Here is a 24,717-nt window from a genome sequence, read left to right as displayed (position 1 = left end):
CTGCAGCTGAGTGGTTTGCTGGATCCGCTTAACTCTGCCGGCCAGGTGAGTATTCAGGGAGAGCGCTTCCAGGCCGTGGCTACGGAGGAGCTGAAAGCCTGGATCTCACCACAACTGGATATTGATGTGACGCCCGGGTTGATTAAATTACGTGGCGAAGTGAAGGTGCCTGAGGCGCAAATTTTCCCGCCGACTATTACCTCCTCCAGCCCTCCGTCGCCAGATGTGGTGATCCTGGGAGATTCTGAGTCAGGGCTCGGCAAACAGCAGCTGCTGGATGCGAAGGTGCGTCTCACATTGGGTGATAAAGTAGAAGTTGATGCGTTAGGATTTAAAGGGCGTTTACAGGGCAGTGTGCTTGTTGAAGATGATGGACGGCGTGCCACTCGTGCGACAGGTAGTCTGCAAGTGGCCGCAGGGGAGTACCGCTTGTATGGACAGGATTTGAATATCGAGCGAGGCAGTCTGGTATTCAGTGGTGGGCCGGTTGATAACCCAGGCCTTGATTTACGTGTGTCACGCGAAGTAGATGAAGTAACCGCCGGTGCAAAAGTCAGCGGAACTCTCTCTGATCCACGTTTAACCTTGTTTTCTGAGCCGGTGATGCCAGAGAGTAGTTTGCTCTCCTATCTTATTTTTGGCAGGGCCCCGGGTTCGGCTAACACTTCATCTTCTGAGCAGGAACTGTTATTCAGAGCGGCATCTGCTATTACGATGAAAGGCGGAAATGTGATTGCTGAGAAGTTAACGGATCTGTTAGATGTTAACGAATTAGGCCTGGAAGGTGACTCGCTTCAGGATACCTCCTTCTACATCGGTAAATATCTGTCGCCCAAACTGTATGTAAAATACGGGGTAGGCTTGCTGGAACCTAGCAGTACATTTTTGATGCGCTATCTGCTCAGTAAGCGTTGGAGTGTCGAGTCGCAGACAGGGACTAACAGCAGTGGCGGCGATATTATCTATACACTTGAAAACTGATTCATAGCGCATTCAGCATAGAATAATTTTATATGAGGCCTCTATAAAGGTTATCAAAGACATGCCGATACCATGAGTAGTACTCCTGAGGCATTCTTTGAATATGCAGACTGAAAAAATACAGGCGCGGATAGAAACTTATACCTCGTCACTGCCGCAAGCAGTGCAGTCGCCTCATGGTGCCCAGTTTGCGATGCTGCTTAGTCTGATATCAACCAATCAGTCGAACAGTTATGAGCATTCATTTAAGTCAACTGAGTCGCCACGGGGCGAAGGGTTTGTCCTTCCGGCAGAGGCGGCTTATCCGGGTATTGATGAGCTACACACACCTTATCTGGTGGAACGCCTTAATCATTCGGTGAATGATAATCTCCCCGGCGACTTCGCGTATATCAATAGTCATATCCAAACCTGTGCGCTTTCATCATCCCGTCTGCAGCGTTCCTCAGCTGACGAATTTGCCAAGATGGCGCTGCTCTCATCAGGGCGATTAATGCTGGATCATATCGGCCAATCGCTTACTTCTGTTCCATCGATCTCTGCACAAGCGTAGCACTTAAGTTACACTGCGTTCTTCATTATTGAGTAGCGATACCATGGAAGAAAAAAACCAAAAAAAGGCCATGTTTCTTGGCTTGAGTGCCGTGCTGTTATGGTCAACAGTGGCGACTGCTTTTAAGCTGTCACTGCAGCATTTAACACCCTTACAGTTGTTGTCGATCGCCAGTGTTACCTCGCTGTTGGTATTGTTGGTTGCTGTTGCCAGGAAATACCCCGGACATGAAGTATTCGCTTACTGGAAAAAAGCACCGTGGAGATTCGCCATACTGGGTGCGCTGAATCCATTTTTGTATTACGTCATCTTATTTCAAGCTTATGACTTGTTGCCGGCGCAGCAGGCGCAGCCATTAAACTATACATGGGCGTTGGTGCTGTCGCTGCTGGCTGTTCCTATGCTCGGGCAGTCGCTACATCGATCGGATATTATCGCGCTGATATTGGGTTATTGCGGTGTATTAGTGATCTCGACGCGCGGTGATCTGTTTGGTTTAGCATTTGATAGTGGCTTAGGTGTAGCGCTGGCGCTGATCAGTACGGTGCTTTGGGCATTGTATTGGATATTGAATGCTAAAAATGATACGCCGTCTGAAATCTCTTTACTGCTGTGTTTTTTGAACGGAACGCCGATGGTGTTATTGACAGCATGCTATGTTGACGGCCTCCCAACGAGCAGCGATGGTGTGCTGAGTGCTATCTATGTCGGTATATTCGAAATGGGGATAACCTTCATGCTGTGGATGAACGCGATTAAGCTGGCCACACATACCAGTCGGGTGAGTAATCTGATCTTTCTGTCGCCCTTCCTGTCGTTGATTCTTATTCATACGATTTTAGGTGAAGAGATTAGCCATGCGACTTATATCGGTTTGGTGATGATTGTTTCGGCGGTGGCTTATCAACAGTACGCAGCCTATCAGGCGAGACCGCGTGGCTAAGCTGGCCTGGTCGATCAGGGATCAGGCAGAGGCCCACTGAATCAGTTCTTCGGTCTGATCTTCGACTTTCCACCACTCGTCCGGGTCATCACCGTTCTGCCAGCCACCGGCGATGCAGCGTACCTGTGTTTCCAGTGCTGTAGCAGCGATGCGCGCACAATCAAGGTCTTTAATCCAGGGTGTTTGTCCGGATTGAAACCAGACACTTGTCCAGGCTTTGCCGGCAGCGCGCTCATGAATGAAAACCGGAATACTGTTGCCCGCTATAGTGAGGGAGTATTGGTGAGTACTTTTATCCGCATCCTGAGTAAGCGATGCCGTGCAGTTTTCACCTAAGGAGGCGAGCCAGCTTTCAATGGCTGTCAGCGAACGGTTTTTAACATAGATTTCAATATCAGGGTGGCGTTGGTCGTTCATCGCAGGCATCAATATCGTCGGATTTGGATTAGCGGCCAGTATGCGTTGCTTGGCGAGGATGATCAAGAGTTGAACGTATTCAGCCGGGATATTCCTTTCAGCATTAGATCCTGTATCCTTCGCAGCAGCTCTTATTATTAAAAACAGGATTGGCAATGAACAAAAAAGTAGTCATAGGGTGTGTTTCAGTATTGGGGCTTTCTGCTATCTACCTGGCAGGTGTTTATTACTCTGGACAAGAAGCGAATAAGTTTCTGCAGCAGTCAATTGAGCAGGCTCAGGTTCAGGCGAGTGGGCAGGGCTTTATTCAACTGGATGCCACTACTGGCTTTTACTCCTCTCAATACCAGCTGGTGTATACGCCAACTGAGTTGCCGGAAGGTGCTGAAAAATGGATGGATGGCCGGGATATCTCCTTTAACCTTAACGTTAAGCACGGTTTTCTTGGCGCCGTATCGAACATTACCCTTGCAGAGAGTGGTCTGTTAACAAAGTTGAAGTCTTTTCAGGCTAATGTGGATCGTGAGCCGTTAACACTTGAGGTGCAGCAGCGCTTCAACCCGCTATCTAACCAGTTGGCAATGAATGGTACGTTTGAGACGGATCAGTTTGTTGTGACATCAGAGGAGGGTAGCGGTACCATCGGCGCGCTGCAGATGAACTTCGACCAGCTGGGACGCGATTTTAAACTCGATCTGGTGATGCAAAATAGTGGCATAGAAGCCAAGGGTAATAAACTCTCTATTGAAGGTATTAAGGGAACTGAAAGCGGCCGCCTGGATCATGATGACCCACTTCAAGCGGTGATGCTCGAATCACTGGACGCCCTGTTCAACATTGAGCAAATCGTCGTAATAAGCGAGAAGGTTAACGTTGAGGCTAAAGGCTTGCGTCTGGATATGCAGCAACGCCTCAAAGGGGAAAGGATGGTCACCTCTATCGGGTATACGGCAGACTCTTTCCATGTTTCGCCAGCCGGAAAAACAACACCCACATTTACCAGTCCAACTCTGCGGTTGGCATTCGATCTGGATTATGCCGCTACGCGTGAATTAGCCATCATGATACAAGGCATGCAAAGTGACCCTGATGCAATCCATCAACAGATGGAAGGTCTTATCGTCGTGGCTGACAGTGTCACGGAGAAAGGCATGGGTGCGGATATTAATGAGCTATCAATAGGTTGGCAAGGCCATAAAGCTCAGGGCAGTGCAGAGCTTGTGTTAGCACCGTTTCGGCTGTCTGAAATCATGATGCAGCCGGATCAGATCAGACAATACCTGACCTTACATGCAGAGTTTGCAGTGCCGGGGGTAATGCTGGAAGCGATGCCGGAATACAATCCGCAACAGATCAACGCATTAGTGCAGATGGGTTTTGTCGTGAAGAAAGATGACAACTATACCGCAGAACTCAACCTTGAAAACGGCGTAATGAAGCTGAATGGACAAGCTGTACCGATGTGATTGGAAAAAACGCACTTTGATTTGAAGTGCGTTTTTACTAATTTCCTGCTAATTCAGACACTCGCCCACGGCAGCAATGCATCAATATCCTCCAGGCTTATTGCTCGCGGCAGCAAGGTGAAACCCTCTTTCAGATAAGCATAGCGCTTCAGCCCGTTCACTTTTTCCGTTTCTAACAGACTGTATGAATTTGCATTGGCACGCGTACCCGCCTGGATCGTAGAGATCAACCAGAAATCAGCCTGCTGCTGACGGCAAAACTGCGCACCAGACAGATCACTTTTCTCTTGTTGATCAGGTATGTCTTGCCATTATTGCCGATTGCGTCACTGAGTCATGAGTTACTCCTTAAATGAAAAGCGCAGCGAGTTTACGGAACGGCGCTTGGCTGTGAAAGGGTGTGCTTGGCTCAGCGCTCACCATCTTTAAAATTTCATCTACACTTAAGGCATTATATTTATGTAAATTAAGGGAATAGATATGACCATTAGAGTTAAGCTGATAATGCTTGTGGTGTTCATGATTGTCAGTATCGCTGTGATGTTCGGGCTGCAAAACCATACCATTGATAAAACTAAGTCCTTAGAAAAATCGGTCTATCAAGTCAGCGAACTTAACGTCAATATGCTACTACTTCGTAAGCACGAAAAAGATTTTCTGGCTCGTGACGATGCGAAGTATATTTCTGAATTTGATAAAGATTCCGAAAATTTCTCAAATAATATACTTCGCCTTATTGGCGATTTAGAGTCTTTGGAAACCTCCAGTGACTCAATGCAACAGCTCTTAGAAATTCTTAAGTCATATCATCAAAGTTTCCATGAGCTGGCCCGAATGAAGATAAAAATTGGTTTAAGTGAAGAAGAAGGGTTACGCGGCTCCTTGAGATCATCTGTTAAATCAGCAGAAAAGATTGTACGCGACATCAATGATTTTGAACTGCTCTCATGGCTATTGCAGCTTCGGCGCAATGAGAAAGACTTCTTGTTGCGAGCCGATCTGAAATACGTGGATAAGTTTGATGCTAATTATCAAATTCTTATGTCAATACTCGAAAATAGAGATATACCTCAAAACCGACTTTCGGACATCAGTAAAAAGCTCGACAATTACAAAAATGATTTTCAGATGCTGGTTAAAACATTTGAAGAAGCGGGGCTGGATAGCAAGTCAGGATTATTAGGCAAGATGCGGATAACCATACATAAATCTGAGGATCTGCTGGAAGCAACAGGGTCTCAAATTAAGGCTTTCTCTTCTGAAAAAATTGACGAGCTAGAAACACTTTCGGCCATTATTGCTATTCTAATCGGCATTATATCTGCATTTTTTGCCTTATATATTGCTTTAAGTATTATCCGGCCTCTCGATGTGCTGAATAAAGTGATGCTGGCCGCGAAAGACAATAAAGATTTGACTCTTGAATTTCATAGTAAAAACAAGGATGAGATTTCAAGTATGGGGGGAAGTTTTAATAATATGATGAGCGAGTTCAAGGCGCTAATGGGTGAGGTGAGCATGTCATCGATCCAACTGAGTAGTGCTGCTGAAGAAGTGTCATCTATCGCTGTAGAGACGGCAAAAGGATTGAATTTTCAACGAGATGAGGTTTCACAAGTTGCGTCGTCTATTAACGAGATGAACGGTGCAATGAGAGAAATATCCGAGAATACAGACAGGACGGCAGCAACAGCGCAAGAGTCTCAGGCCAGTGCTGTTCAGAGTCAGAGAATTATCGAAAAGGCTATTGCTGATATTGAGCTGATGGCCTCTGAAGCTGAACTGTCGTTTACAGCGATTACTAAACTGGAAAAAGAAAGTGAGGCTATCTGCTCTGTATTAGATGTAATAAAAGGGATTGCCGAACAAACTAATTTGCTGGCACTTAATGCTGCGATTGAAGCCGCCAGAGCAGGAGACTCAGGCAGAGGTTTTGCCGTGGTAGCAGATGAGGTTCGTGCACTTGCTGCAAGAACGCAAACATCTACTGTCGAAATAGATGCCATGATTTCCTCGCTGCAGCATCAAACAGGTATCGTTGCGAAAATGATCAATCAATCTGTTGAATTAAGTCGTATCAGTGCGCAGGGTGCCGCTGCTAGTATCGATTCGCTGCATGTCATCATTACAGGTGCTAATCATATCGTTGATATGACCACACAGGTTGCTGCGGCTGTTGAGGAGCAAGCGGCTGTCGCTGATATGATTACACAGAATACAGATAAGATAAAAGACATTGTCGATATGTCTAGTGAGCAGGTTGCTCAAAACTCTGTAGCAAGTGATGATGTAGCTAAACAAGCGTCGTTACTGCATTCTATTATTGCTAAGTTTAAAACGGTATAACCTCATTATAAGAAGAGCCTGATTCGCCTTCACAGGGCATGGCGTTTCAGGTCGATGTCACGGGTGTGCTGGCGAGCTCGCTTAATGGCATCGGTATTGCGATACCATAGCCCTGTGCAAAGTCGACTCCAATCTCGCGAAGTATTTCCAGTATTTCCTTATTTTCGACAAACTCTGCAATCGTCTTATGACCCATGACATGGCCGATTTCATTGATTGATTTAACCGTCGCCAGGTCCATCTTATCTTCGAGTATGTCTTTTACAAACATACCGTCTATTTTCAGGATATCGATGGGTAAGTTCTTCAGGTAGGCATAAGAAGAGAGCCCGCTGCCAAAGTCATCGAGGGCAAACTGACAACCGATTTTTTTTAGCGCAGAGATAAAGATGATCGCACTACTGAGATTTGAAATCGCTACAGTTTCGGTAATTTCGAAACATATTTTCTCGGGCGGAATATCATAGGCCTGCAGCTGTTCAACGACAAAAGCATGGAAAGTATCGTTGCTGACGGAGAGAGCAGACAAATTGATCGCACAGGTTCTCAGCCGGCGCAGGTGTTCAGGGTTCGCGTGTAACCAGCCGAACACATTAGTCACTACCCAGGTATCTATATCGGTCGCAAGCTTGTAACGTTCGGCGGCCGGTAAAAAACTGCCTGGCATGATCATACTGCCGTCTTCGCCGATCATGCGTAGCAGTATTTCATAGTGCAGTCCCTCATCACTACCGCTTAGATGCATAATTTGTTGCTGGTACAGGCAGAAGCGATTTTCTTGCAGCGCCCGTGGGATACGGATGGCCCATTGGGTTTCGCCATCTCGTTTTGCCAGTTTCGCATCAGACTCCTCAAAAATCTCAAGTCGGTTTCGTCCCTTTTCTTTTGCCGTGTAGCATGCCGTATCGGCAGCTTTCATCAGTTCGTCAACGTTCTCACTGCCCCGACCAATAGCCACCATACCAACGCTGAGGCCGACGTTGAAAATGCCTTCGTTCCATGCGAAATTGTACTCGCGTACGCTATTGATCATTTTTCGTGCAATTCGCTGTGCCTGGTCGAAATTACAACGCTCTAACAACAGCCCGAATTCATCACCCCCCAAGCGGCCCAGAGTGTCGCGTTGGCGCACGCAGGAAGTCATTACCGCGGTGATCTGGCGTAGTAGTTCGTCACCGGCAACATGACCGCAGGTATCGTTGATCACTTTGAACTGATCCAGATCGATATAACAGAGGATGTTGAATGAGTCCTCTTTTTCAGCAGTTTCACGAACGCGTTGCAGGCGGCTCTCAAACTCCTGCCGGTTGATCAGGTCGGTCAATGCATCATGTGAGGCCTGGTAGTATATATCCTGCAACAACTGCCTGGCCTGGGTAACATCCTTGAATACCAGAACGGCGCCAAGAATATCACCCTGGTCTCCGCGGATAGGTGCGGCAGAGTCTTCGATGGCGAACTCCCGGCTATTGCGACTGACCAGCACAGTGTCACTTTTTTGAGTGACTACTTCGCCTTTTTGCAGACAGGCTGCCACTGGGTCGGGGGCAGGTTTACGGCTTGCATCGTTAATAATCTTAAACACTTGCCCCAAGGCCAGGCCTTTTGCCTCGGCAGCACTCCAGCCGGTTAAATTCTCCGCTATGGGATTTAAAAACTCGATGACCCCGTCAGCGTTTGTCGAAATGACGGCATCACCAATCGACTGCAAGGTAACCTGGGCCCGCTCTTCGGATTTAAATAAAGCGCGTCTGGCGGCCTTCTCCTGGGTTATATCGCGCACGGTAAGAACCTGCAGGGATTTTTCGTTTTGCTCTGATTCGCCCATGGCGAGATGTACCGGGAAGGTTGTGCCGTTTTTGTGTGTCGCACTCGCCTCGAAAAAGATGCCATCGTGCTGACCGGAATCAATTCCGGGGTTTTGGGATTCCAGATTATGATTGGCTTTACGCCAGTCTGAGCCATCGCAGAGTCGTTGCACGGATTGCCCTATGATTTCAGCTTCACTATAGCCAAATGTCTCGGTCGCTCCGCGGCTGAAAGACTCGATAATACCTTGCCCGTTAATTGAAATAATCCCACCATGGACGGTATCAACGATTCGCCGGGTATGTTTCTCGCTGGCCTCAAGCCGGTTGCGCGCTTTTATTTCCCTGGAAAACAGCAATGAGGTAATAATAATCAGAAAAGATGCCAGCGCACAGATCGAGTAGGACAATGTTTTATACTGAGCCAACGCGTTAAGGGTATCTTCGCCGGACACTCCGATGGCAACAATCAAAGGAAATTCATCGAGTGCCCGATAGCTGTATACGCGGGGAATGCTATCGACCACACTGGTTTGCAGGTAATAACCAACGGGGCGTTGTTCGAGCTCCGTCCACAATCGTGATCCGCTGATATCCTGTCCGGGCCCGAGCTGGCCATAAGAGGAGCGGGCGAGAATGCGTTTATCTATACCGACCAGGGTAGCGGCGCTGTTCGCACCGAGTCCCAGGCTATTGAAAAAATTGGTTATGTTTTCGGCCTTGATAGCAACAAATACAACCCCGCCAAAACTGCCATCGGGTTTTTCAATGCGTCTGACCAGGCGAACAGTGAGTACGCCGCTATTGCGCCCCAGATGCGGCCGCGAAATAAAAAACTCATCTGAGTCGGCCTTTTGCTGCTGGATAAAATAGTCACGGTCTTTTGCTGTGCTGCCTGGTTTGATGCTGTGCCCTGACACCAGAATTGGCGTGCCGGTTTCGTCCATAACAGTGACATGCGAAGCAATTACACTGTTGAGTGGTACTTCGTTCATCAAATTTTTGACTGAATTGATATCGCTGCTGGCCTGATATTCGCGCCGCACCATCTTCAGGTAAGCGTCACCATAACGGAAAATGGCGAGAGTATGTTGTTCAAAAAATGTGGCGAGTTGTTCTGCCTTGATCCGACTTTCCAGCAGCCCTCGCTTCTGTTCGTGGGCCATGATCAGGTAACCGATAAGCCAGATCAGGATAATAGCAGCGCTCGCCATGCCTATAATTCTTCTGATCAAGCCCGGGAGGGGTAAGCCATTTATAATCGGTATCACCTCAATCAACTCCCGGAATGCTGCATTTTGCTCGTATTTGATAGCTCAGGAGCGAATGACACCTGTAATAAGCTATCAGTTAATTATTACGGCCATCATTGCTAAAAGTTGAGGAAAATCAACGCCAATAAAATTAGCATAAGGGGGGGAAGACCATCACCGGATCAACCTATGATGATAAAATCGATTTTATTGCTTTTTTTGTCTTCTTTTTTATTCTGAATGAGACGGCATTTTATCTTGCATAAGATTTGACAGAGTCGCTACTTTGCAGACAAGTGTAGCCACGTAAGAAGCACCTGTAGCTTTTCTTTGATGATGGGGTATAACGACGAACAGGGAAGCGAAGTCTGTTGTTCGGTCTCTTTCCTGTCAGTAGCGTTGCTTTCTCTTAATTGCTTAAACGCTTCTTTCGCTTCTCTTCTTTGGAAGGCTGAATTAGCGACTTGTGCAAAAGACCGATACTGTTCAGTCGACAGTCGTGTAGACCCCGTAGGGTAGCCGTTTCTGCTGGTGGAGGTGTTTTTGCCTTTAGGTGAACAGCAGCTACAAAGCCCTCCTGACCAAGCCAGGCTTACAAAGAAGTATGTGAGAAACCTGGCAAGATAATATGAAACGAAACAGAAAATGACTTCAGGTGCTTCCAATCAGCGACTCGAGATAGAAAACGATAATGCTACTTCTTTTTATCTTCGTCACTGATCAAAAAGCGAAATAACCGCAGTATACTCAGGCTGATATAACCGGTCATGGCCAGTAATATACCTATGATAATGATTACGATACCCAGCAGTGCGACCAGTTCCTGTTGCAGCGACTGGCCGAACAAAAATTCTGCGATGGTAACCAGCAATATACCCAGCATGCACAGGCCAAAGCCACTGAGTAACAAGATTAGATTTTGTTGGAAATTATCGGCTCGTTTTATCAGAAGTTTTATCAAGCGACGTTTTAATGACGGCCTATTCATAAGCGGCGAAAGAAGCCCAGATTGACATGAAACGTCAGATTCAGTGGTACAGCGGCGAGTAGTTTGGCAGTGGTTTCAGCGCTGATACGCTGGCTATGCGGTGTCATGTCTAATAACGCTTGAATATCCTGTGCTGATTTTAGTGAAAACTGAAAACGCAGATTATCTACTTTCTCACAGCTAAATAGCGCTGCCAGCTCGGCTGTTGGATCGTACTCTGATACTTTAATCTCGTCATAAATACTTTGGCGCAGTTCTAGTAAGTGATCCTGTGCAGGCCAGGCCAGCAGCAGTAACCCCGCCGGTTTGACGACTTTGGCAAACGCGGCCGGCATCAGGCGGCTAAACATGACCAGTAGCAGATCCTGGCTTTGCCCGGGAACCGGCATTTGTGCGCCCGAAGCGACTAGCCAATGGATTGTTTTACTACGTCGACACGCTGCTTTAATGGCATGTTTGGAGATGTCGAGGCCGATTATCTCCACCTGCATTCCGTTTAGCGCCTTTTCTACCTGAGCGGTGTAATAACCCTCACCACAGCCCATATCCAGCAGGCGGGCGTTGGGTTTATCTGTCAGTGCTTGTTGAACCTCTGTGCAGACTTTATCGGCGAGCGGTTGATAGCAGTGCTGATCGAGAAAGTGTGTTCGTGCAGCGACCATCTGTGGGTTGTCGCCCGGGTCTCTGGAGCGCTTGCGCTGTACCAGTAACAGATTCCAGTAGCCCTGTTTCGCTTGGTCGTAACAGTGCTTCTGTTCGCAAGACAGTGAACTACCCTGCTGCGTTAAGGCAAGAGAACAAACAGGGCAGACAAGGTGGCCGCTGATAACATTCATCATTCAGATCACTTATGTGTATCGGTCAGTAAGCGGGCCAGTATGTTTTCATACATATCACTGAGGATATCCAGATCTTTGACTTTAACGCACTCATCAATTTTATGAATGGTAGCGTTAACCGGGCCAAGCTCTAATACCTGCGCACCTGTCGGTGCAATAAAACGTCCGTCAGATGTGCCGCCAGCGGTGGAGAGCTCTGTGTCTATGCCAGTGACCGCTTTTATCGCTTGTTGTGCCGCTTCTACCAGATCGCCTTCAGCAGTGAGGAAGGGGTTGCCAGATAAGACCCAGTCGATGTCCCAGTTCAGGTTATGGCGGTCCAGCGCTTCGCGAACACGCTCTTTTAACTGCTCTGCGGTGACTTCAGTAGAGAAACGGAAGTTAAACTCTATATCGACTTCTCCGGGCACGACATTGTTAGCACCGGTGCCTGCATGGATATTGGAAATCTGAAAGCTGGTCGGCGGAAAAAACTCATTGCCTTCATCCCATACCGTCGCAGCCAGTTCGGTCAACGCCGGGGCGGCTTCGTGGATCGGGTTTCGTACCAGGTGCGGGTAGGCAACATGTCCTTGAATACCGGTTACTTTTAGTTTGCCGCCCAAAGAGCCGCGACGGCCATTCTTGATAGTATCTCCGGTTTTTTGCGTGCTGGAGGGTTCGCCGACGATACACCAGTCGATCTTTTCCTGGCGCGCTTCCAGATGATCGATAACACGTGTGGTGCCGTTGATAAACGGGCCTTCCTCATCACTGGTAATCAGTAGTGCGATAGAACCACGGTGATCCGAATGGTGCTCAATAAAACGTTCCAGTGCCGTCATGAAGGCGGCAATACTGCCTTTCATATCTGCCGCACCACGGCCATACAGGTAGCCTTCAAGAATGGTGGGTTCGAAAGGGTGGTGCGACCAGTTTTGTACCGGGCCTGTAGGCACAACGTCGGTATGACCGGCAAAGCAAAAAAGCGGGCCGTGCGTGCCACGTCGTGCCCAGAAATTGCTGACATCCTCAAATGGAAGACGTTCGATAACAAAGCCCAGAGCTTCCAGTTTTTCGATCATCAACTCCTGACAACCCGCGTCTTCTGGTGTGACGGAGGGGCGGGAAATGAGCTCTTTGGTGAGTTCGACGGTCGGTGACAGAATTGGCATGGTGTGCTCCGGGGTGTTGAATAGCATGTGCTGGCAGGTGAATTAGCGTGTTGTGTTAAAAGTGCAGACTGACAGTGGCGGTGCTGTGGCAACAGTTGCAGAGCAATCTGTCGCCACAAGCCCGCTAGCGCATATTAGTTATGCTTGTGCAGTTCTTCATTCAGCTCAATCGCTGATTTGTTGGTCTTGACTTCAATGCGCCCGTTCTGTGAATTACGACGGAAGAGTAAGTCTGATTTACCAGCCAGTTCGCCTGCTTTGATGGTTTTCACTTCGTTGTTCTGCTCATCTAACAGTGTCACTTTAGAGCCGCCTGTGACATACAGCCCCGCTTCGATTGTACAGCGATCACCTAACGGCAGGCCCAGACCCGCATTCGCGCCGATCAGGCAATTTTCACCCACAGAGATCAGTACGTTATTGCCGCCTGACAGCGTGCCCATGGTAGAGCAACCACCACCCAAATCAGAACCGTTACCGACAACGACGCCAGCTGAGATACGGCCTTCAACCATGCTGACACCCAGTGTGCCGGCATTGAAGTTGATGAATCCTTCGTGCATCACCGTTGTGCCTTCACCTACATGTGCACCTAAACGAACACGTGAGGTTGCTGCAATACGTACACCTTCCGGAACAACGTAGTTTGCCATTTTAGGGAATTTGTCGACAGAATGGACATCCAGCACACGCCCCTGCGCACGTGCAGCCAGTTGGCGGCGGGGCAGATCAGCTAATGCAACAGCGCCTTCGTTGGTCCAGGCAACGTTTGGCAGTAGGCCAAACATACCCGACAGGTCAATACCGTGGGGCTTAACCAGACGATGCGAAAGCAATGCAAGCTTCAGATATACTTCGGGTGTAGAGGCGGGTGAACTGTCTGTTTCCAGAATAGTGATCACCATAGATTGCTGCGTACCTTTTAGTACTTCAACCACTTCGGCCTGATCTTCGGCATCAACGCTGAGAAAAGCCGCTTCCAGATCTTTCAATTGCGCTTCACAGATCTCAATAGCCGCATCGCCACCGTCATAACCCAGCGTTTCGGTAACCGCGCTGATGAGTGCTGCTGACGGATTTAATAGCGGTGCGTTGTAGTAGATTTCCAACCAGTCACCGTTGGAAGATTGGGTGCCGATACCCAGACCAAATGCAAAATAGCTCATGTTTAATTCCGCCTAAGACGTCAAGTTTGAAAAAATTTCGTTGTATTCGGTTTCTTTGAAACCGACATAACGCTGAATATCTGCTTCTGATAAGCAGACCTCCAGTACCGGACGTTTAATAATGGCCGGATTTTCCAGCATCAGCGTACGTGCGGATGCTGCATCGATATTCTCTTTAGTTGACTCAGGAAGCTGGCGCCACGTTGTGCCGCGTTTGTTTAATAGCAACTCCCAGCCGAGTGTCGCGAACCACTGGTCCAGCAGAGTTTCTGGCAGGCCATCGGTACGAAAATCGTGAAAACGACATTCGATGTTATTAGCGTCCAGCCACTTACGCGCTTTTTTTATTGTATCGCAATTTTTGATGCCAAAAAGCGTAATACTCATTTTGCTGTATCCTTCAACTTAAACCTTCAACGAAACGGCGAATGCGCTGCGCGCCTTCAATGCACTCTTCCAGAGTGGCGACCAGAGCCATGCGCACATAACCGGCGCCAGGCACACAGCCATCGATTTCGCGGGATAAATAACGGCCGGGTAACACCGTCATGTTCTGCTCGGCAAACAGTCTCTGTGCAAACAGATCATCAGCGATGGGGGTTTTCGCCCATAGATAAAAACTGGCTTCTGGCTGCTGCACATCCATGACCGGTGACAGTATTTCAACGACACGGGCAAACTTGTCGCGGTACTGGTCACGGTTATCTTTGACATGTGCTTCATCCTGCCAGGCGGCGATAGACGCTATCTGGTGCTGAACGGGCATTGAGCAGCCGTGGTAGGTGCGGTATTCCAAAAATGGTTTGATTAACCTGGCATCGCCAGCAATGAACCCTGAACGTAGTCCCGGCAGGTTGGAACGTTTAGATAAACTGTGCATGACAACGCACTTGTCATAATCATTACGGCCTAAGCGCGCACAGGCTTCCAATAAGCCAACCGGCGGGTGTGCTTCATCCAGATAGATCTCGGAATAGCATTCATCAGACGCAATGATGAAATGGTATTTGTCCGCCAGTGCAATCAGCTTTTTCAGGGTTTCAAAATCGGTTACAGCGCCGGTTGGATTGCTGGGTGAGCATAAAAACAGAATCTGACAACGCTCCCATACATCTGCCGGAACCGCATCGTAATCCGGAATGAAAGCGTTTTCATTTAAACAGCTCAGGTAATATGGCTCTGCGCCCGCCAGATAAGCGGCCCCTTCATAGATCTGATAAAAAGGGTTTGGCGAGATCACCAGTGCGCCTTCTTTACGTTCTACGGCGGCCTGAGTAAAAGCGAAAATGGCTTCACGCGTCCCGTTTACCGGTAATATGTGGCTATCGGCGGTGAGCGTGTCCGGGGTTAAATGAAAGCGTTTTGTGCACCAGTCAGCAATCGTTTCGCGTAACTCAGGAATGCCTTTAGTGGTCGGGTAGTTAGAGAGCCCGTTGAGGTTATCTGTTAGTGTTTTGACCACAAAAGCAGGAGAGGTATGTTTGGGTTCACCAATGGAAAAGGCGATATGAGACATATTAGCGGGTGGCGTCACCTGCGCTTTCAGTTCCGCCAGCTTTTCAAAAGGGTAGGGTTGAAGGCGCGCTAAATCCCGATTCATAAACATTTCCTGCATTGCCGTGAGGCGGTTATCAAAAATAGGCTGGAAATTATACCGGATGCGGCTGAGTCTATTAAGTGTTTCCTTTTTGATATTGCCGCGAGGATGGACTTTTTAGCAGAAATTACCGTGATAAGGACTGGAAATGGGGAAAAAAACGCTCCGGCAATAATTTTGGGAACAGTCCGGAGCGCTAAACACTGGATAGGTAAAAAAGGATGAACTAACCTTTTGCTAGCAGGTTGAATTCATCAGCACTGAGCTGTCCGTCTTTGTTTACATCCAGAGTGTCAAACTGTTCATGCACGGGTTCATGAATTTTTGCTTCTTCTGCACTAATCATCTGGTCTGCATCAACATCCAGCAGCGTGAAAAGATCAGTACCACCGGTTGGCTGCGCCATTGCGGTACTGGAAACTAAGATAAAGGCGGCAATAATGACTGATTTTTTCATGAGTTATCTCGCTTTTATGTTGTGATTGAATACACGGTATCTTGCGAGAATTGCGCCATTAATAAAAAATCAATTAAAAACAATAAATTATGTTTATTTCTGGCTACCGCCGAGGAGGAATTCGCGTAAAAAATAGAATTTATAACAAAAATGTTTCTTTTTGGTGACAGTTTTCAGCTTTATGATTTTTTTCTAAATTAAATCAGAGTATTGGTGTGTAGTAAAATGGCGACTGAGGTTGTTTTCAGCCGCCATCAGTGCGTTTCTCGCAACGTTAAGGTCACTAAGATGCTTCGGAAAGTTCTCCATGATGGAGGCGTAATCCTAAGCGCGCTTTGGTATGTTCCAGTATGGTCAGAATGGCAGGAATAAAGAGCAGAATAAGTAAGGTGCCATAGGCTAACCCAAAGACGATCGATGTTGCCATCGGGATCAGGAATTGTGCCTGAAGAGACGTTTCAAAAAGAATCGGGGTGAGCCCGGCGATCGTCGTCAGTGATGTCAGAATTACGGCACGCAGTCGTTGACAGGCGGCTTCTTCAATCGCTTCTTCAACCGCCATGCCGGTTGCTCTGAGCTTTTGATAGAAGGTGATCAGGACGATAGAGTCATTGATGACGATGCCTGATAACCCAAAGAAGCCGAATAAAGAAAGAATCGTCAGATCTAAACCTGTTATAAAATGACCGAGAATGGCGCCGGTTAACCCCAGTGGAATAGCCAGCATAACAGTCATAGGCCAACTGTAAGAAGCGAAAACCCATGCCAGAATAATATAGATCAGACTGAGTGCCAGTATTAATCCTAACTTCATATCAGCCAGTGTTTCGCGTTGATTTTTGTTTTTACCTTCAAAACTGGCAACGACGCCAAACTTACTGATAACCGCGTCCAGTTTACCCGATTCAAGGTCAGCAATAATATCATTAGCATTGGCGGCCGATTCATCCAGGTCTGCGCTGACATTAATCGCTAACTGACCATTAATGCGACTGAGTGAGTCTAAGCCACGTTGCGCGACAAACTCGACAATATTGGACAGGGGTGCAGTTGAGTTATCAGGTAGAATAACCGGTAAGTGTTCCAGTGCGCTGAGGCGGTTGCGTTCTGCATCGGGAAGCAGCACGCGAACCGCTACTTCATCCTGCCCGTCATAAAAACTTTGTGCTTCTACGCCATCGAATGCAGCGCGCAGTTGTCTGCCTACTTGTTGTAGTTTTAATCCTGAGGCTTCGCCTTCAGGTGTTAGTGCGTAGATCAGCTGGGATTTCCCGAACGGTAAGTCATCATCTATATTCGATAAGCCCGTGTATTGTTTGAGTAAGCTCTGTACTTCAAGTGAGGCTTGTTTGAGCGTATTGACATTGTCTCCGGAGAGTTTTATCTCAATCGGCTTGCCGCCGGGGCCACTGGTTGATTGATCAATTGAGAACTTCTCGATACCCGCAGGAATGCTGATCTTGGTTCTCCATACTTTTATGAACTGACGATTAGTGATGGTACGGGTATCGATGGGCGTCATTTCGACATAAAGAGAACCGAATTCGTCACCGCTGCTGGGGGCTGAACTGGTACGTGTGAAGTTTGCTATGCCGTATTCGCGAAAAGCGACCTTGATCAGGTTGCCGCCTAACTCCTGTTCAGTTTGTTGAATAGTATCATCCAGATGAGCCAGAAATTTTTTGACATGGGTATTATCTGTGCCTGAAGTGAACTGCATGTTGGCGGTAAAGACTTCACGCTCGACAGATGGGAAAAAAGTGAACTTTACCCGTCCTCCCATCATGAGTCCTAACGCGATAATGAAAATGCCGAGCGTGCTGGCTATTGTTGTCCAGCGGAAGGTGATAGCGTTTCTGACGACGTGTCGAAAGGTATGGTCGCGAAAGTGGTTGATGCGGGCTTCTAATGCTAATCGGGTTTTGGAGGCGTGCAGATCAGCTTTGCTGCGCAAACTATGGTGAAGGTGTCCGGGTAGAATCAGAAAACACTCGACCAGAGACGCCAGAATCACACAAATAACTACAATCGGTATATCAATCAATATGTTGCCAATAGTTCCGCCGATAATTAATAGCGGTAAAAAAGCAGCAATGGTCGTCAGGGAAGAGGCAATAACCGGAGATAGCATGCGATGAGCCCCACCAACGGCGGCTTGTAATCCGCTTTCCCCCATCTGTAGATGCGTAAGTGTATCTTCGCCGACCACAATGGCATCGTCGACAATAATCCCCAGTGCCATGATCAGGCCAAACAGGCTGATCATATTGATTGAGCCTCCGATCATATAAAGCACAGCGAGTGTCGCCATAAAAGAGACAGGGATTCCGACAGTGACCCAAAAAGCCACACGCGCGTTGAGAAAGAGAAACAGGATGGCGATGATCAGCACCAAACCACCTAACCCATTTTTCAGCAGCAGGTCGATACGTGCCTGTACGACCATCCAGCGTTCGTCATACGTGATTAGCTCAACGCCTTGCGGAAGCTGTTGCCTGGCTGTGCTGATCCACTCTTCCATTATTTTGGCAGATTGTAAGGTATCGTCGCTCTCGGTGCGTTTAAGAACCATCAGAATGGCGGGCTGGTCGCGATAGCTTAGCTCTATTTGACTATCTTTAGCACGCCAGTCGATCTCGGCAATGTCTCCCAGGCGCACGAGACGGCCGTTGTTGTCCGAGATAACCGGGAGCTGTTTAAAGCCTTCAACATCGCGTTGCTGGCTTAAGCTGCGGATCTGTCGGGAACCATCGCTTTTAGCTGCCGTGCCGGCGGGTAAATCAATACTGCGCTGGCTGATATTGGTCGCGATATCGGATAGCGACATGCCGAGCGCGTTAAGTTGTGCGGTTGGCACCTGGATGGCGATCTCCTCGGCAGGCATACCCGTGAAGTCAATTTTGCGGATGCCCTTGTTTAGCAATTCTCTTTCAAAACGTCGTGCCAAAACACGCAGTTCGGTGCTCGTGGCGCTTTGTGAGGTGATCAGCATGGAGGCAATATTTTCGTAACGGATAATCCGTTGAACGATCGGCTCTTCAGCGTCAGATGGCAGAGAGCTTCGAATACTATCGATCTTCTGTTTCACTTCATCCAGGGTGTATTGCACATCAGCGTTTTCAGTGAGTTCCAGTCGGATCGAGGCTTGTCCTTGGTTGCTTGTTGAGTAGAGGGTGTCTATGCCATTAATCGAACGGATCTCTTCTTCAATAGGCAGGATGATAGATCGTTCGACATCTTCAGCTGCCGCGCCGCTCCAGAGGACATTAATAGTGACTACATCCAATTCAAAAGAGGGGAAAAACTGCGTGTTGAGTTTGTTTACGCCCCACAGACCGCCGAGAAGCATCAGAATCATCAGCAGATTGGCCGCTACCCGATGTTCGGCAAACATAGCTGTCAGGTTTTGTAACGGACCGTTGGAGGTACGCATCGGCTACTCCGTTATCTTAACGGGCAGGCCCGTGATGGCATTGGGGAGTTGTGTAATGATGACCTGATCTTGTGCTTTCAGGTTGCTGGACTGAAGGAGCACCAATGGCGCACCCTTGCTGTCGTGTGTATTACCTACTTTAGTGACAACAACCGCTTCCAGCTGGCCCTCTTTTACACGATAAACCCGGTCTGTACCGTACAGGGCATGCGGAGTGATGCCGATCAGATTATCGATTTCGGGAAGTGAGAGGGTCAGAGATAAGGTGCGGCCGGGTTCGGGAATAAATTGCTCGGAATCAAACTCCAGTAACGCATCGACGCCGGTTTTGCCGTTGGTTACTGAGCTGGCTAAACGAGATAAACGCAGAGAGATATTTTGCTGATCTATCGTTGCGATAGCGTTCAGAGCCTGATTTTCATTTAAGGCCTGACGGATCCAGGGTAGCATTTTTGACGGGACCTGAGAGCGAAGCTGTAATGCGCCTGGGTCGTATAGCGTAATCAGAGGGTCACCGCTCTTGACGCGGTCACCCGTTGCGGTGGTTATTTTGGCAATGCGTGCGTTAAAGGGGGCTTTAATAGCGGTGCGCTGCAGATCTAATAGTGCAGTGTCGCGTAATGCTTTGATTTTTTCCTGTTCCGCTTGTAGTTGAGATAACAGAGCGGGGAAAGCGCTGATGGCTTGCTCCCGGTTATTCAGCGATAACGCTTGCTGTTGCAGGCTTATCTGGGCTGTATCTAGCTGATCTTGTGAGCTCACGTTACGTTTACTTAAATCCCGGTAGCGGGATACGGATTTGTTAGCCAGTGCGTACAGTTTTTTCTCGATGCTTAACGCGGTTTGGTCTGCAGTGTATTGGATTTGTGCAGCGCTTATTCTCGCTTCTATGCTCTGTAAGTCGGCTTCTCGTTGACGCAGTATGAGCTGCATATCACGAGGATCAAGCTTTAAAAGCAGGTCATCCTGGCTGACAGACTGCCCTTCACGGCTCAATACGTGTTCAACAAAAGCGGTAACAGCTGCCGATATTTGTGTCATCTGCGGGGATTCTACCTGTCCGTAGAGTACTATCTCAGGGCTGAAAGCAGTAAACACAACCGGTTGAACTTGCACACTCCATAGCTTCTCTGCAACCGCGCGTGCAGGTGCTTGTGGTTTGCTGCTCTTAAGCGAGATAAAAATAACAACAGCCACAACCAGTGCCAGTAAAGGTAGGATCCATCTGAGACGACGCGTAGCCGGCTTGTTTACTGCAGTAGGCATATCAATTTAACCCGAAACAGGTGACCGCTAAACGCGGTCAGAAAAAGAATCTGTTATGTATTAGCGCTTTGTAATGAAATATAGTTTATCTGGTTTTAAGCCGGTATGGCGGTTTGTTTACGCAACTTTACAATTCTTATCAGCATGATAAGTTACTAGCGTTAATACGCCACAAGATGCTGAACAGATCAGTTGGCTTCACATCTTAATATAAAAGGAATACTGCTAGTGCGCACAGAATCAGTAATGGGATTGAGTTCTTCCGGACTTCACCGGATGGTTTATCATGAGTGGGGCAGCCCGGATAATGAGCGTGTTTTGGTGTGTGTACACGGGCTGGCCAGGAACGGTCGTGATTTTGATGACATCGCCAAATCTTTATCCCGGGAGTATCGTGTGATTTGCCCTGATATGCCGGGGCGAGGTGAAAGTGACTGGCTGGCGAATCCGGCTGATTATGCGATGCCACAGTACCTGTCCGATATTATGCTGTTATTGGCACGTTTAAATGTCGAAAAAGTAGATTGGTTGGGCACTTCTATGGGCGGGATCATAGGTATGTTGCTGGCCTCAATGCCACGTTCGCCGATTCGGAAACTGATCCTGAATGATATTGGCGCGTTTGTTTCGCAGGAATCTTTACAGCGTATCGGAGAGTATCTGTTACCAAAATATTTTGAAAATCCAGAAGCAGCAACCGCCTTTTTGCAAGAGACCTACCCCGGCTTGAAGCAGTTGAATGAAGCGCAGTGGCAGCATTTGACTAAACACGGTTTTAAACAGGTGGAGCAAGGTTGGACACAACATTATGATCCGGCTATTGGTGATATCACTCGTGCCACTGCTGATCAGGATGTAGATCTCTGGCCTGTGTGGCGGGCGATTCAATGCCCGCAGTTGCTGATCTGGGGGGAGGCATCCGATATATTAACTGAGTCGACAGTAGAGCAGATGCAGCAGGAAAATCCTCAAATGTCGCTGTATAGCCTCCCGGGTGTTCCGCATGTTCCTTCCTTAATGGAGGAGGCACATATTCATAAAATTACTCAGTGGTTACGTCATCATTAACATTACAAAGGAATCTGAATGAGCTTGTTGTCCCCCTGGCCTGCTGAGCAGCTGTGTTTGACACATAAAGAACGCAAAGAAGCCGTTACGGCGGTCGAGTTGGCGTTCGCGTCGGCGCTGGCTTCATTAAAAGTGGATATTGGTCTTAAGGAGATGTTCGAGTCGCTCTATGTCCCCTTAGGTGCCTGGTTGTTGTGCCGTAAACGTCAACAAAGCGGTCCGTTGGTTATTGGTATTAATGGTGCTCAAGGGGCGGGAAAATCAACCCTTTTTAATTTAATCGAGGTTATTCTCAGTGAAGGTTTTGGCCAGAAAGTAGTCGGCTTTTCATTGGATGACATTTATAAAACCCGGCATGAACGTGAGCGATTGGCTGAAATTGTCCATCCTTTACTGCGCACGCGTGGCGTACCCGGTACACATGATGTTCAGCTGGGCATCGATATTATTAAATCACTCAAGGCCGGAGATCCGAATCGACCAACGAAAATTCCTGTGTTTGATAAGTCTATTGATGATCGTTGTCCTACCTCGGTGTGGCAGGAGTGGGTAGGACCGGCGGATGTGATAGTTTTTGAAGGCTGGTGTGTGGGTGCATTACCTGAGAGTAATGAAACGCTGAACGTCCCCGTCAATACGCTTGAGCGGGTGGAAGATGCGAATGGCGACTGGCGTCGCTATGTGAATCGGCAGCTGGAGGAAAAGTATCAGGAGCTTTTCAGTATGATCGATTCTCTGGTGATGCTAAAAGTGCCCAACATGGAAGCGGTATATAGTTGGCGTTCTCTACAAGAGAAAAAACTGGCGGAACGCATGAAATATATTTTCGATACTCAGCAGCCGGCGGATCATCTGCGGATTATGAATGAGGATGAAATTGTGCATTTTATTCAGCATTATGAGCGCTTGACCCGGGCGATGTTAGAAGAGATGCCAGATCGCGCTGATGTGACTTTGTTTCTGAATGAGAATCATAAGATCAGCGATGTCCAAATTAACCGGCCAGTGTCGCTGTGCCGTTAAAACCAGAATTAAAACCAGAATGAAAACCAGAACTCAATCAGCGTTATATCCAATAAGGAGAATTGCCTCGTGCTGAAAAAAATAGTATTGATGTCTTTGATTGTTTTGCTGACGGGGTGTCAAACGGCATATTATTCAGCAATGGAAAAAGTGGGCGTGCATAAGAGAGATATTCTCGTGGATCGGGTTGAAGAAGCACGTGATTCGCAAGATGACGCGCAGCAGCAGTTCAAAGACGCGTTGGAACAATATCGGGCCGTTGTTCAGTTTAATGGAGGAGAGCTGGAAACGCTTTATGATCGCCTCAAGAGCGAATATGACGATAGTGTTGATGCTGCAGATCAGGTATCGGCACGTATAAAGAGTGTCGAGCAGGTAGCCGAAGCGTTATTTGAAGAATGGCAAGAGGAGTTGGATCAATATCAGAATGCCGGCCTGCGTGCTCAGAGTGCGAAACAGCTTAAAGAGACACAAAAGCGTTATGCTGAATTATTGAAAGTTATGAAGCGCGCTGAGCAAAGAATGCAGCCTGTTTTGACGGCATTAAACGATAATGTTTTATATCTCAAGCATAACCTGAATGCGCGGGCAGTCGGCGCGTTAAAAGGCGAATTTGCCGGAATAAGCCAGAATATTGATCGTTTGATCAGAGAAATGCAGAAATCTATAAAAGAATCAGATACTTTTATTCGCTCGATGGAAGCTCAATAGTACTCTGTTAAATAGGGGCTCAAACAGCTGCTCAAATAAATTCTCGAACGGATCGTTTAAATAGGAAACAGAGTGGTGGAAGCGATACCGTGGAACACCTTGTTTATGGCGCGGTTATTTTTATCGGCAAGAATCCGCGCCATCATATCCTGTAAAGAGATCATCTTGGACAGAATTCTTTCAGTACTCAGATTGGTTTCACCCGTATCGTAATCGATACTATTACTCACCAGAAGTAATTCACCGGCATGATCACGGCGTTGATTAAGCTGCCAGGCTACAGATTCAAGATTACGTGCACAGTGATATAATTTTTGCTGATCGATCTCATCCAGCATAAAAAATTCATCCTGATAATTATATGAGCGGTGAATCATTCCTGCGACACCGACCATTAATGCAAACACTCTATCCCCGTTAAAATCTGGATCAAAGGCTAGCGGAATAGCCGTTGTACCATACGGTGAGCCCAGTTCTGCAAAGCGTATGGTTCTGGGCATGCTGAATAGCTGCCCCAGACGCTTATCAACCGTTGTCTGTGTGGGGGCTTTTGTCAGTTCATGAGGGTTTAGCTTGTAGAGTTTAATAAGCAGCTGACGAGCGAGGATATTGAGTTCCTGAAGATGCGCATCGGTAACCATATCAATATCGGACTTGCCAATATTCTTGATGTCAAATGCTCTGGATTTCTCATGCAAACAGCCTGTTAACAGGCTAATAAGCAGACTGAAAAGAATAATACGCGTAGTCATCATCCCAATGGTCCTTTTACATTTCATCGATATTAAAAACATCCCCCGACCGGGCAGCTGTGCTGTCTGCGGGCGACGTAAAGCTTAACCCCCCACCAATCATGGTTTCTAAACTATCTGCATTCACCTTGACTCCACCGAACAGTGAAATGTCCATTTTTACACCGCTGACGTTACGGAATTGACTATTGGATCTCACAAACAGGGCGTATTCGGGTTGAATGTTGACATAAATTTCGACATTTTCGCCATTATTGGTGAGGTCATAGCCTGTCACTACTCCGACCGGAACCTGGCGATAAAATATTGGGCTGCCTTTGAATAGTGAACCTAAAGCAGGCGTGCGGATGATTAGGTTGAGGCCATTTTTGTTTTGGAATATGGGTGCTTTGTGTGAGCCGCTAAAGGAAAAAGTGGCAGGCCCATCGCCTGAAAGCGCTTCAATATAGTTACCGGTGAGTAACCCCTCAGGGTGCTCTATGCCACTTAAGCGGAT

Annotated in this window: 22 protein-coding genes; 8 read left to right on the top strand and 14 right to left on the bottom strand. The window is 47.7% G+C overall.

Going from position 1 to position 24,717, the window contains the following annotated elements; translation table 11 throughout:
* From ABY436_RS10565 to ABY436_RS10555, 3 genes are all read left to right on the top strand, one after another.
* On the top strand, positions 1–981 hold a 981-nt coding region (locus ABY436_RS10565; RefSeq protein ID WP_372738938.1), incomplete at its 5' end, for a translocation/assembly module TamB domain-containing protein.
* 103 nt (positions 982–1,084) lie between these two features.
* Entirely contained in the window at positions 1,085–1,534 is a 450-nt protein-coding gene (locus ABY436_RS10560; RefSeq protein WP_372738937.1) for a hypothetical protein, read from the top strand.
* Between the two features lie 43 nt (positions 1,535–1,577).
* Positions 1,578–2,477, top strand: coding sequence for a DMT family transporter (locus ABY436_RS10555; protein ID WP_372738936.1), 900 nt, complete (start codon positions 1,578–1,580; stop codon positions 2,475–2,477).
* 21 nt (positions 2,478–2,498) lie between these two features.
* Here ABY436_RS10555 and ABY436_RS10550 read toward each other — a convergent pair whose 3' ends face one another.
* Complete coding sequence (locus ABY436_RS10550; RefSeq protein WP_372738935.1) at positions 2,499–2,894, bottom strand: hypothetical protein; 396 nt, start codon at positions 2,892–2,894, stop codon at positions 2,499–2,501.
* Between the two features lie 155 nt (positions 2,895–3,049).
* Here ABY436_RS10550 and ABY436_RS10545 point away from each other — a divergent pair, with 155 nt between their 5' ends.
* Positions 3,050–4,360 (top strand): DUF945 family protein, encoded by a 1,311-nt coding sequence (locus ABY436_RS10545; protein WP_372738934.1) that lies wholly within the window; start codon positions 3,050–3,052, stop codon positions 4,358–4,360.
* Between the two features lie 53 nt (positions 4,361–4,413).
* On the opposite strand, the gene ABY436_RS10540 is transcribed toward ABY436_RS10545, so the two are convergent.
* The gene (locus ABY436_RS10540; RefSeq protein ID WP_372738933.1) at positions 4,414–4,590 is read right to left on the bottom strand and encodes a transposase domain-containing protein; all 177 of its coding nucleotides are present in this window, start codon (positions 4,588–4,590) and stop codon (positions 4,414–4,416) included.
* Between the two features lie 289 nt (positions 4,591–4,879).
* Here ABY436_RS10540 and ABY436_RS10535 point away from each other — a divergent pair, with 289 nt between their 5' ends.
* Positions 4,880–6,706: a methyl-accepting chemotaxis protein gene (locus ABY436_RS10535; protein ID WP_372738932.1), complete on the top strand. Its 1,827-nt coding sequence runs from the start codon at positions 4,880–4,882 to the stop codon at positions 6,704–6,706.
* Between the two features lie 46 nt (positions 6,707–6,752).
* Here the strand turns inward: ABY436_RS10535 and ABY436_RS10530 are convergent, their stop codons facing one another.
* The 10 genes from ABY436_RS10530 to ABY436_RS10485 all read right to left on the bottom strand — a co-directional run bounded on the left by ABY436_RS10530 (position 6,753) and on the right by ABY436_RS10485 (position 20,667).
* Positions 6,753–9,785 (bottom strand): EAL domain-containing protein, encoded by a 3,033-nt coding sequence (locus ABY436_RS10530; RefSeq protein WP_372738931.1) that lies wholly within the window; start codon positions 9,783–9,785, stop codon positions 6,753–6,755.
* Positions 9,786–10,461: 676 nt separating this feature from the next.
* Positions 10,462–10,650 carry a hypothetical protein gene (locus tag ABY436_RS10525; protein WP_372738930.1) on the bottom strand — a complete coding sequence of 63 codons (189 nt, stop codon included), beginning with the start codon at positions 10,648–10,650 and terminating at the stop codon, positions 10,462–10,464.
* A gap of 101 nt (positions 10,651–10,751) precedes the next feature.
* Positions 10,752–11,594, bottom strand: a complete 843-nt coding sequence (locus ABY436_RS10520; protein ID WP_372738929.1) for a putative RNA methyltransferase — start codon at positions 11,592–11,594, stop codon at positions 10,752–10,754.
* 5 nt (positions 11,595–11,599) lie between these two features.
* Positions 11,600–12,748 carry a succinyl-diaminopimelate desuccinylase gene (gene dapE / locus ABY436_RS10515; RefSeq protein ID WP_372738928.1) on the bottom strand — a complete coding sequence of 383 codons (1,149 nt, stop codon included), beginning with the start codon at positions 12,746–12,748 and terminating at the stop codon, positions 11,600–11,602.
* Positions 12,749–12,882: 134 nt separating this feature from the next.
* Positions 12,883–13,914: a 2,3,4,5-tetrahydropyridine-2,6-dicarboxylate N-succinyltransferase gene (dapD, locus tag ABY436_RS10510; RefSeq protein ID WP_372738927.1), complete on the bottom strand. Its 1,032-nt coding sequence runs from the start codon at positions 13,912–13,914 to the stop codon at positions 12,883–12,885.
* A 12-nt stretch (positions 13,915–13,926) separates the two neighbouring features.
* Positions 13,927–14,301, bottom strand: a complete 375-nt coding sequence (locus ABY436_RS10505; protein WP_372738926.1) for an ArsC family reductase — start codon at positions 14,299–14,301, stop codon at positions 13,927–13,929.
* Between the two features lie 13 nt (positions 14,302–14,314).
* Complete coding sequence (gene dapC / locus ABY436_RS10500; RefSeq protein ID WP_372738925.1) at positions 14,315–15,514, bottom strand: succinyldiaminopimelate transaminase; 1,200 nt, start codon at positions 15,512–15,514, stop codon at positions 14,315–14,317.
* Positions 15,515–15,737: 223 nt separating this feature from the next.
* Entirely contained in the window at positions 15,738–15,968 is a 231-nt protein-coding gene (locus tag ABY436_RS10495; protein WP_372738924.1) for a hypothetical protein, read from the bottom strand.
* Between the two features lie 283 nt (positions 15,969–16,251).
* Positions 16,252–19,401, bottom strand: coding sequence for an efflux RND transporter permease subunit (locus tag ABY436_RS10490; RefSeq protein WP_372738923.1), 3,150 nt, complete (start codon positions 19,399–19,401; stop codon positions 16,252–16,254).
* A 3-nt stretch (positions 19,402–19,404) separates the two neighbouring features.
* Entirely contained in the window at positions 19,405–20,667 is a 1,263-nt protein-coding gene (locus tag ABY436_RS10485; RefSeq protein WP_372738922.1) for an efflux RND transporter periplasmic adaptor subunit, read from the bottom strand.
* Positions 20,668–20,895: 228 nt separating this feature from the next.
* On the opposite strand from ABY436_RS10485, the gene ABY436_RS10480 reads away from it, so the two are divergent.
* The 3 genes from ABY436_RS10480 (at position 20,896) to ABY436_RS10470 (ending at position 23,469) form a co-directional block, all read left to right on the top strand.
* Complete coding sequence (locus tag ABY436_RS10480) at positions 20,896–21,735, top strand: alpha/beta fold hydrolase (RefSeq protein ID WP_372738921.1); 840 nt, start codon at positions 20,896–20,898, stop codon at positions 21,733–21,735.
* Positions 21,736–21,753: 18 nt separating this feature from the next.
* On the top strand, positions 21,754–22,758 hold the full coding sequence (locus ABY436_RS10475; RefSeq protein WP_372738920.1) for a hypothetical protein: 1,005 nt from the start codon (positions 21,754–21,756) through the stop codon (positions 22,756–22,758).
* 69 nt (positions 22,759–22,827) lie between these two features.
* A complete protein-coding gene (locus ABY436_RS10470) occupies positions 22,828–23,469 on the top strand; it encodes a DUF2959 domain-containing protein (RefSeq protein WP_372738919.1) in 642 nt (213 codons plus the stop codon).
* 56 nt (positions 23,470–23,525) lie between these two features.
* On the opposite strand, the gene ABY436_RS10465 is transcribed toward ABY436_RS10470, so the two are convergent.
* Complete coding sequence (locus ABY436_RS10465; RefSeq protein ID WP_372738918.1) at positions 23,526–24,224, bottom strand: hypothetical protein; 699 nt, start codon at positions 24,222–24,224, stop codon at positions 23,526–23,528.
* 13 nt (positions 24,225–24,237) lie between these two features.
* Positions 24,238–24,717: MlaD family protein (locus ABY436_RS10460; protein WP_372738917.1), on the bottom strand; the 480-nt coding region annotated here is incomplete at its 5' end.

The organism is Neptunomonas sp. (assembly GCF_041601355.1).
Lineage (GTDB): Bacteria > Pseudomonadota > Gammaproteobacteria > Pseudomonadales > Balneatricaceae > Neptunomonas.
This window is presented reverse-complemented; position numbering and strand designations above follow the sequence as displayed.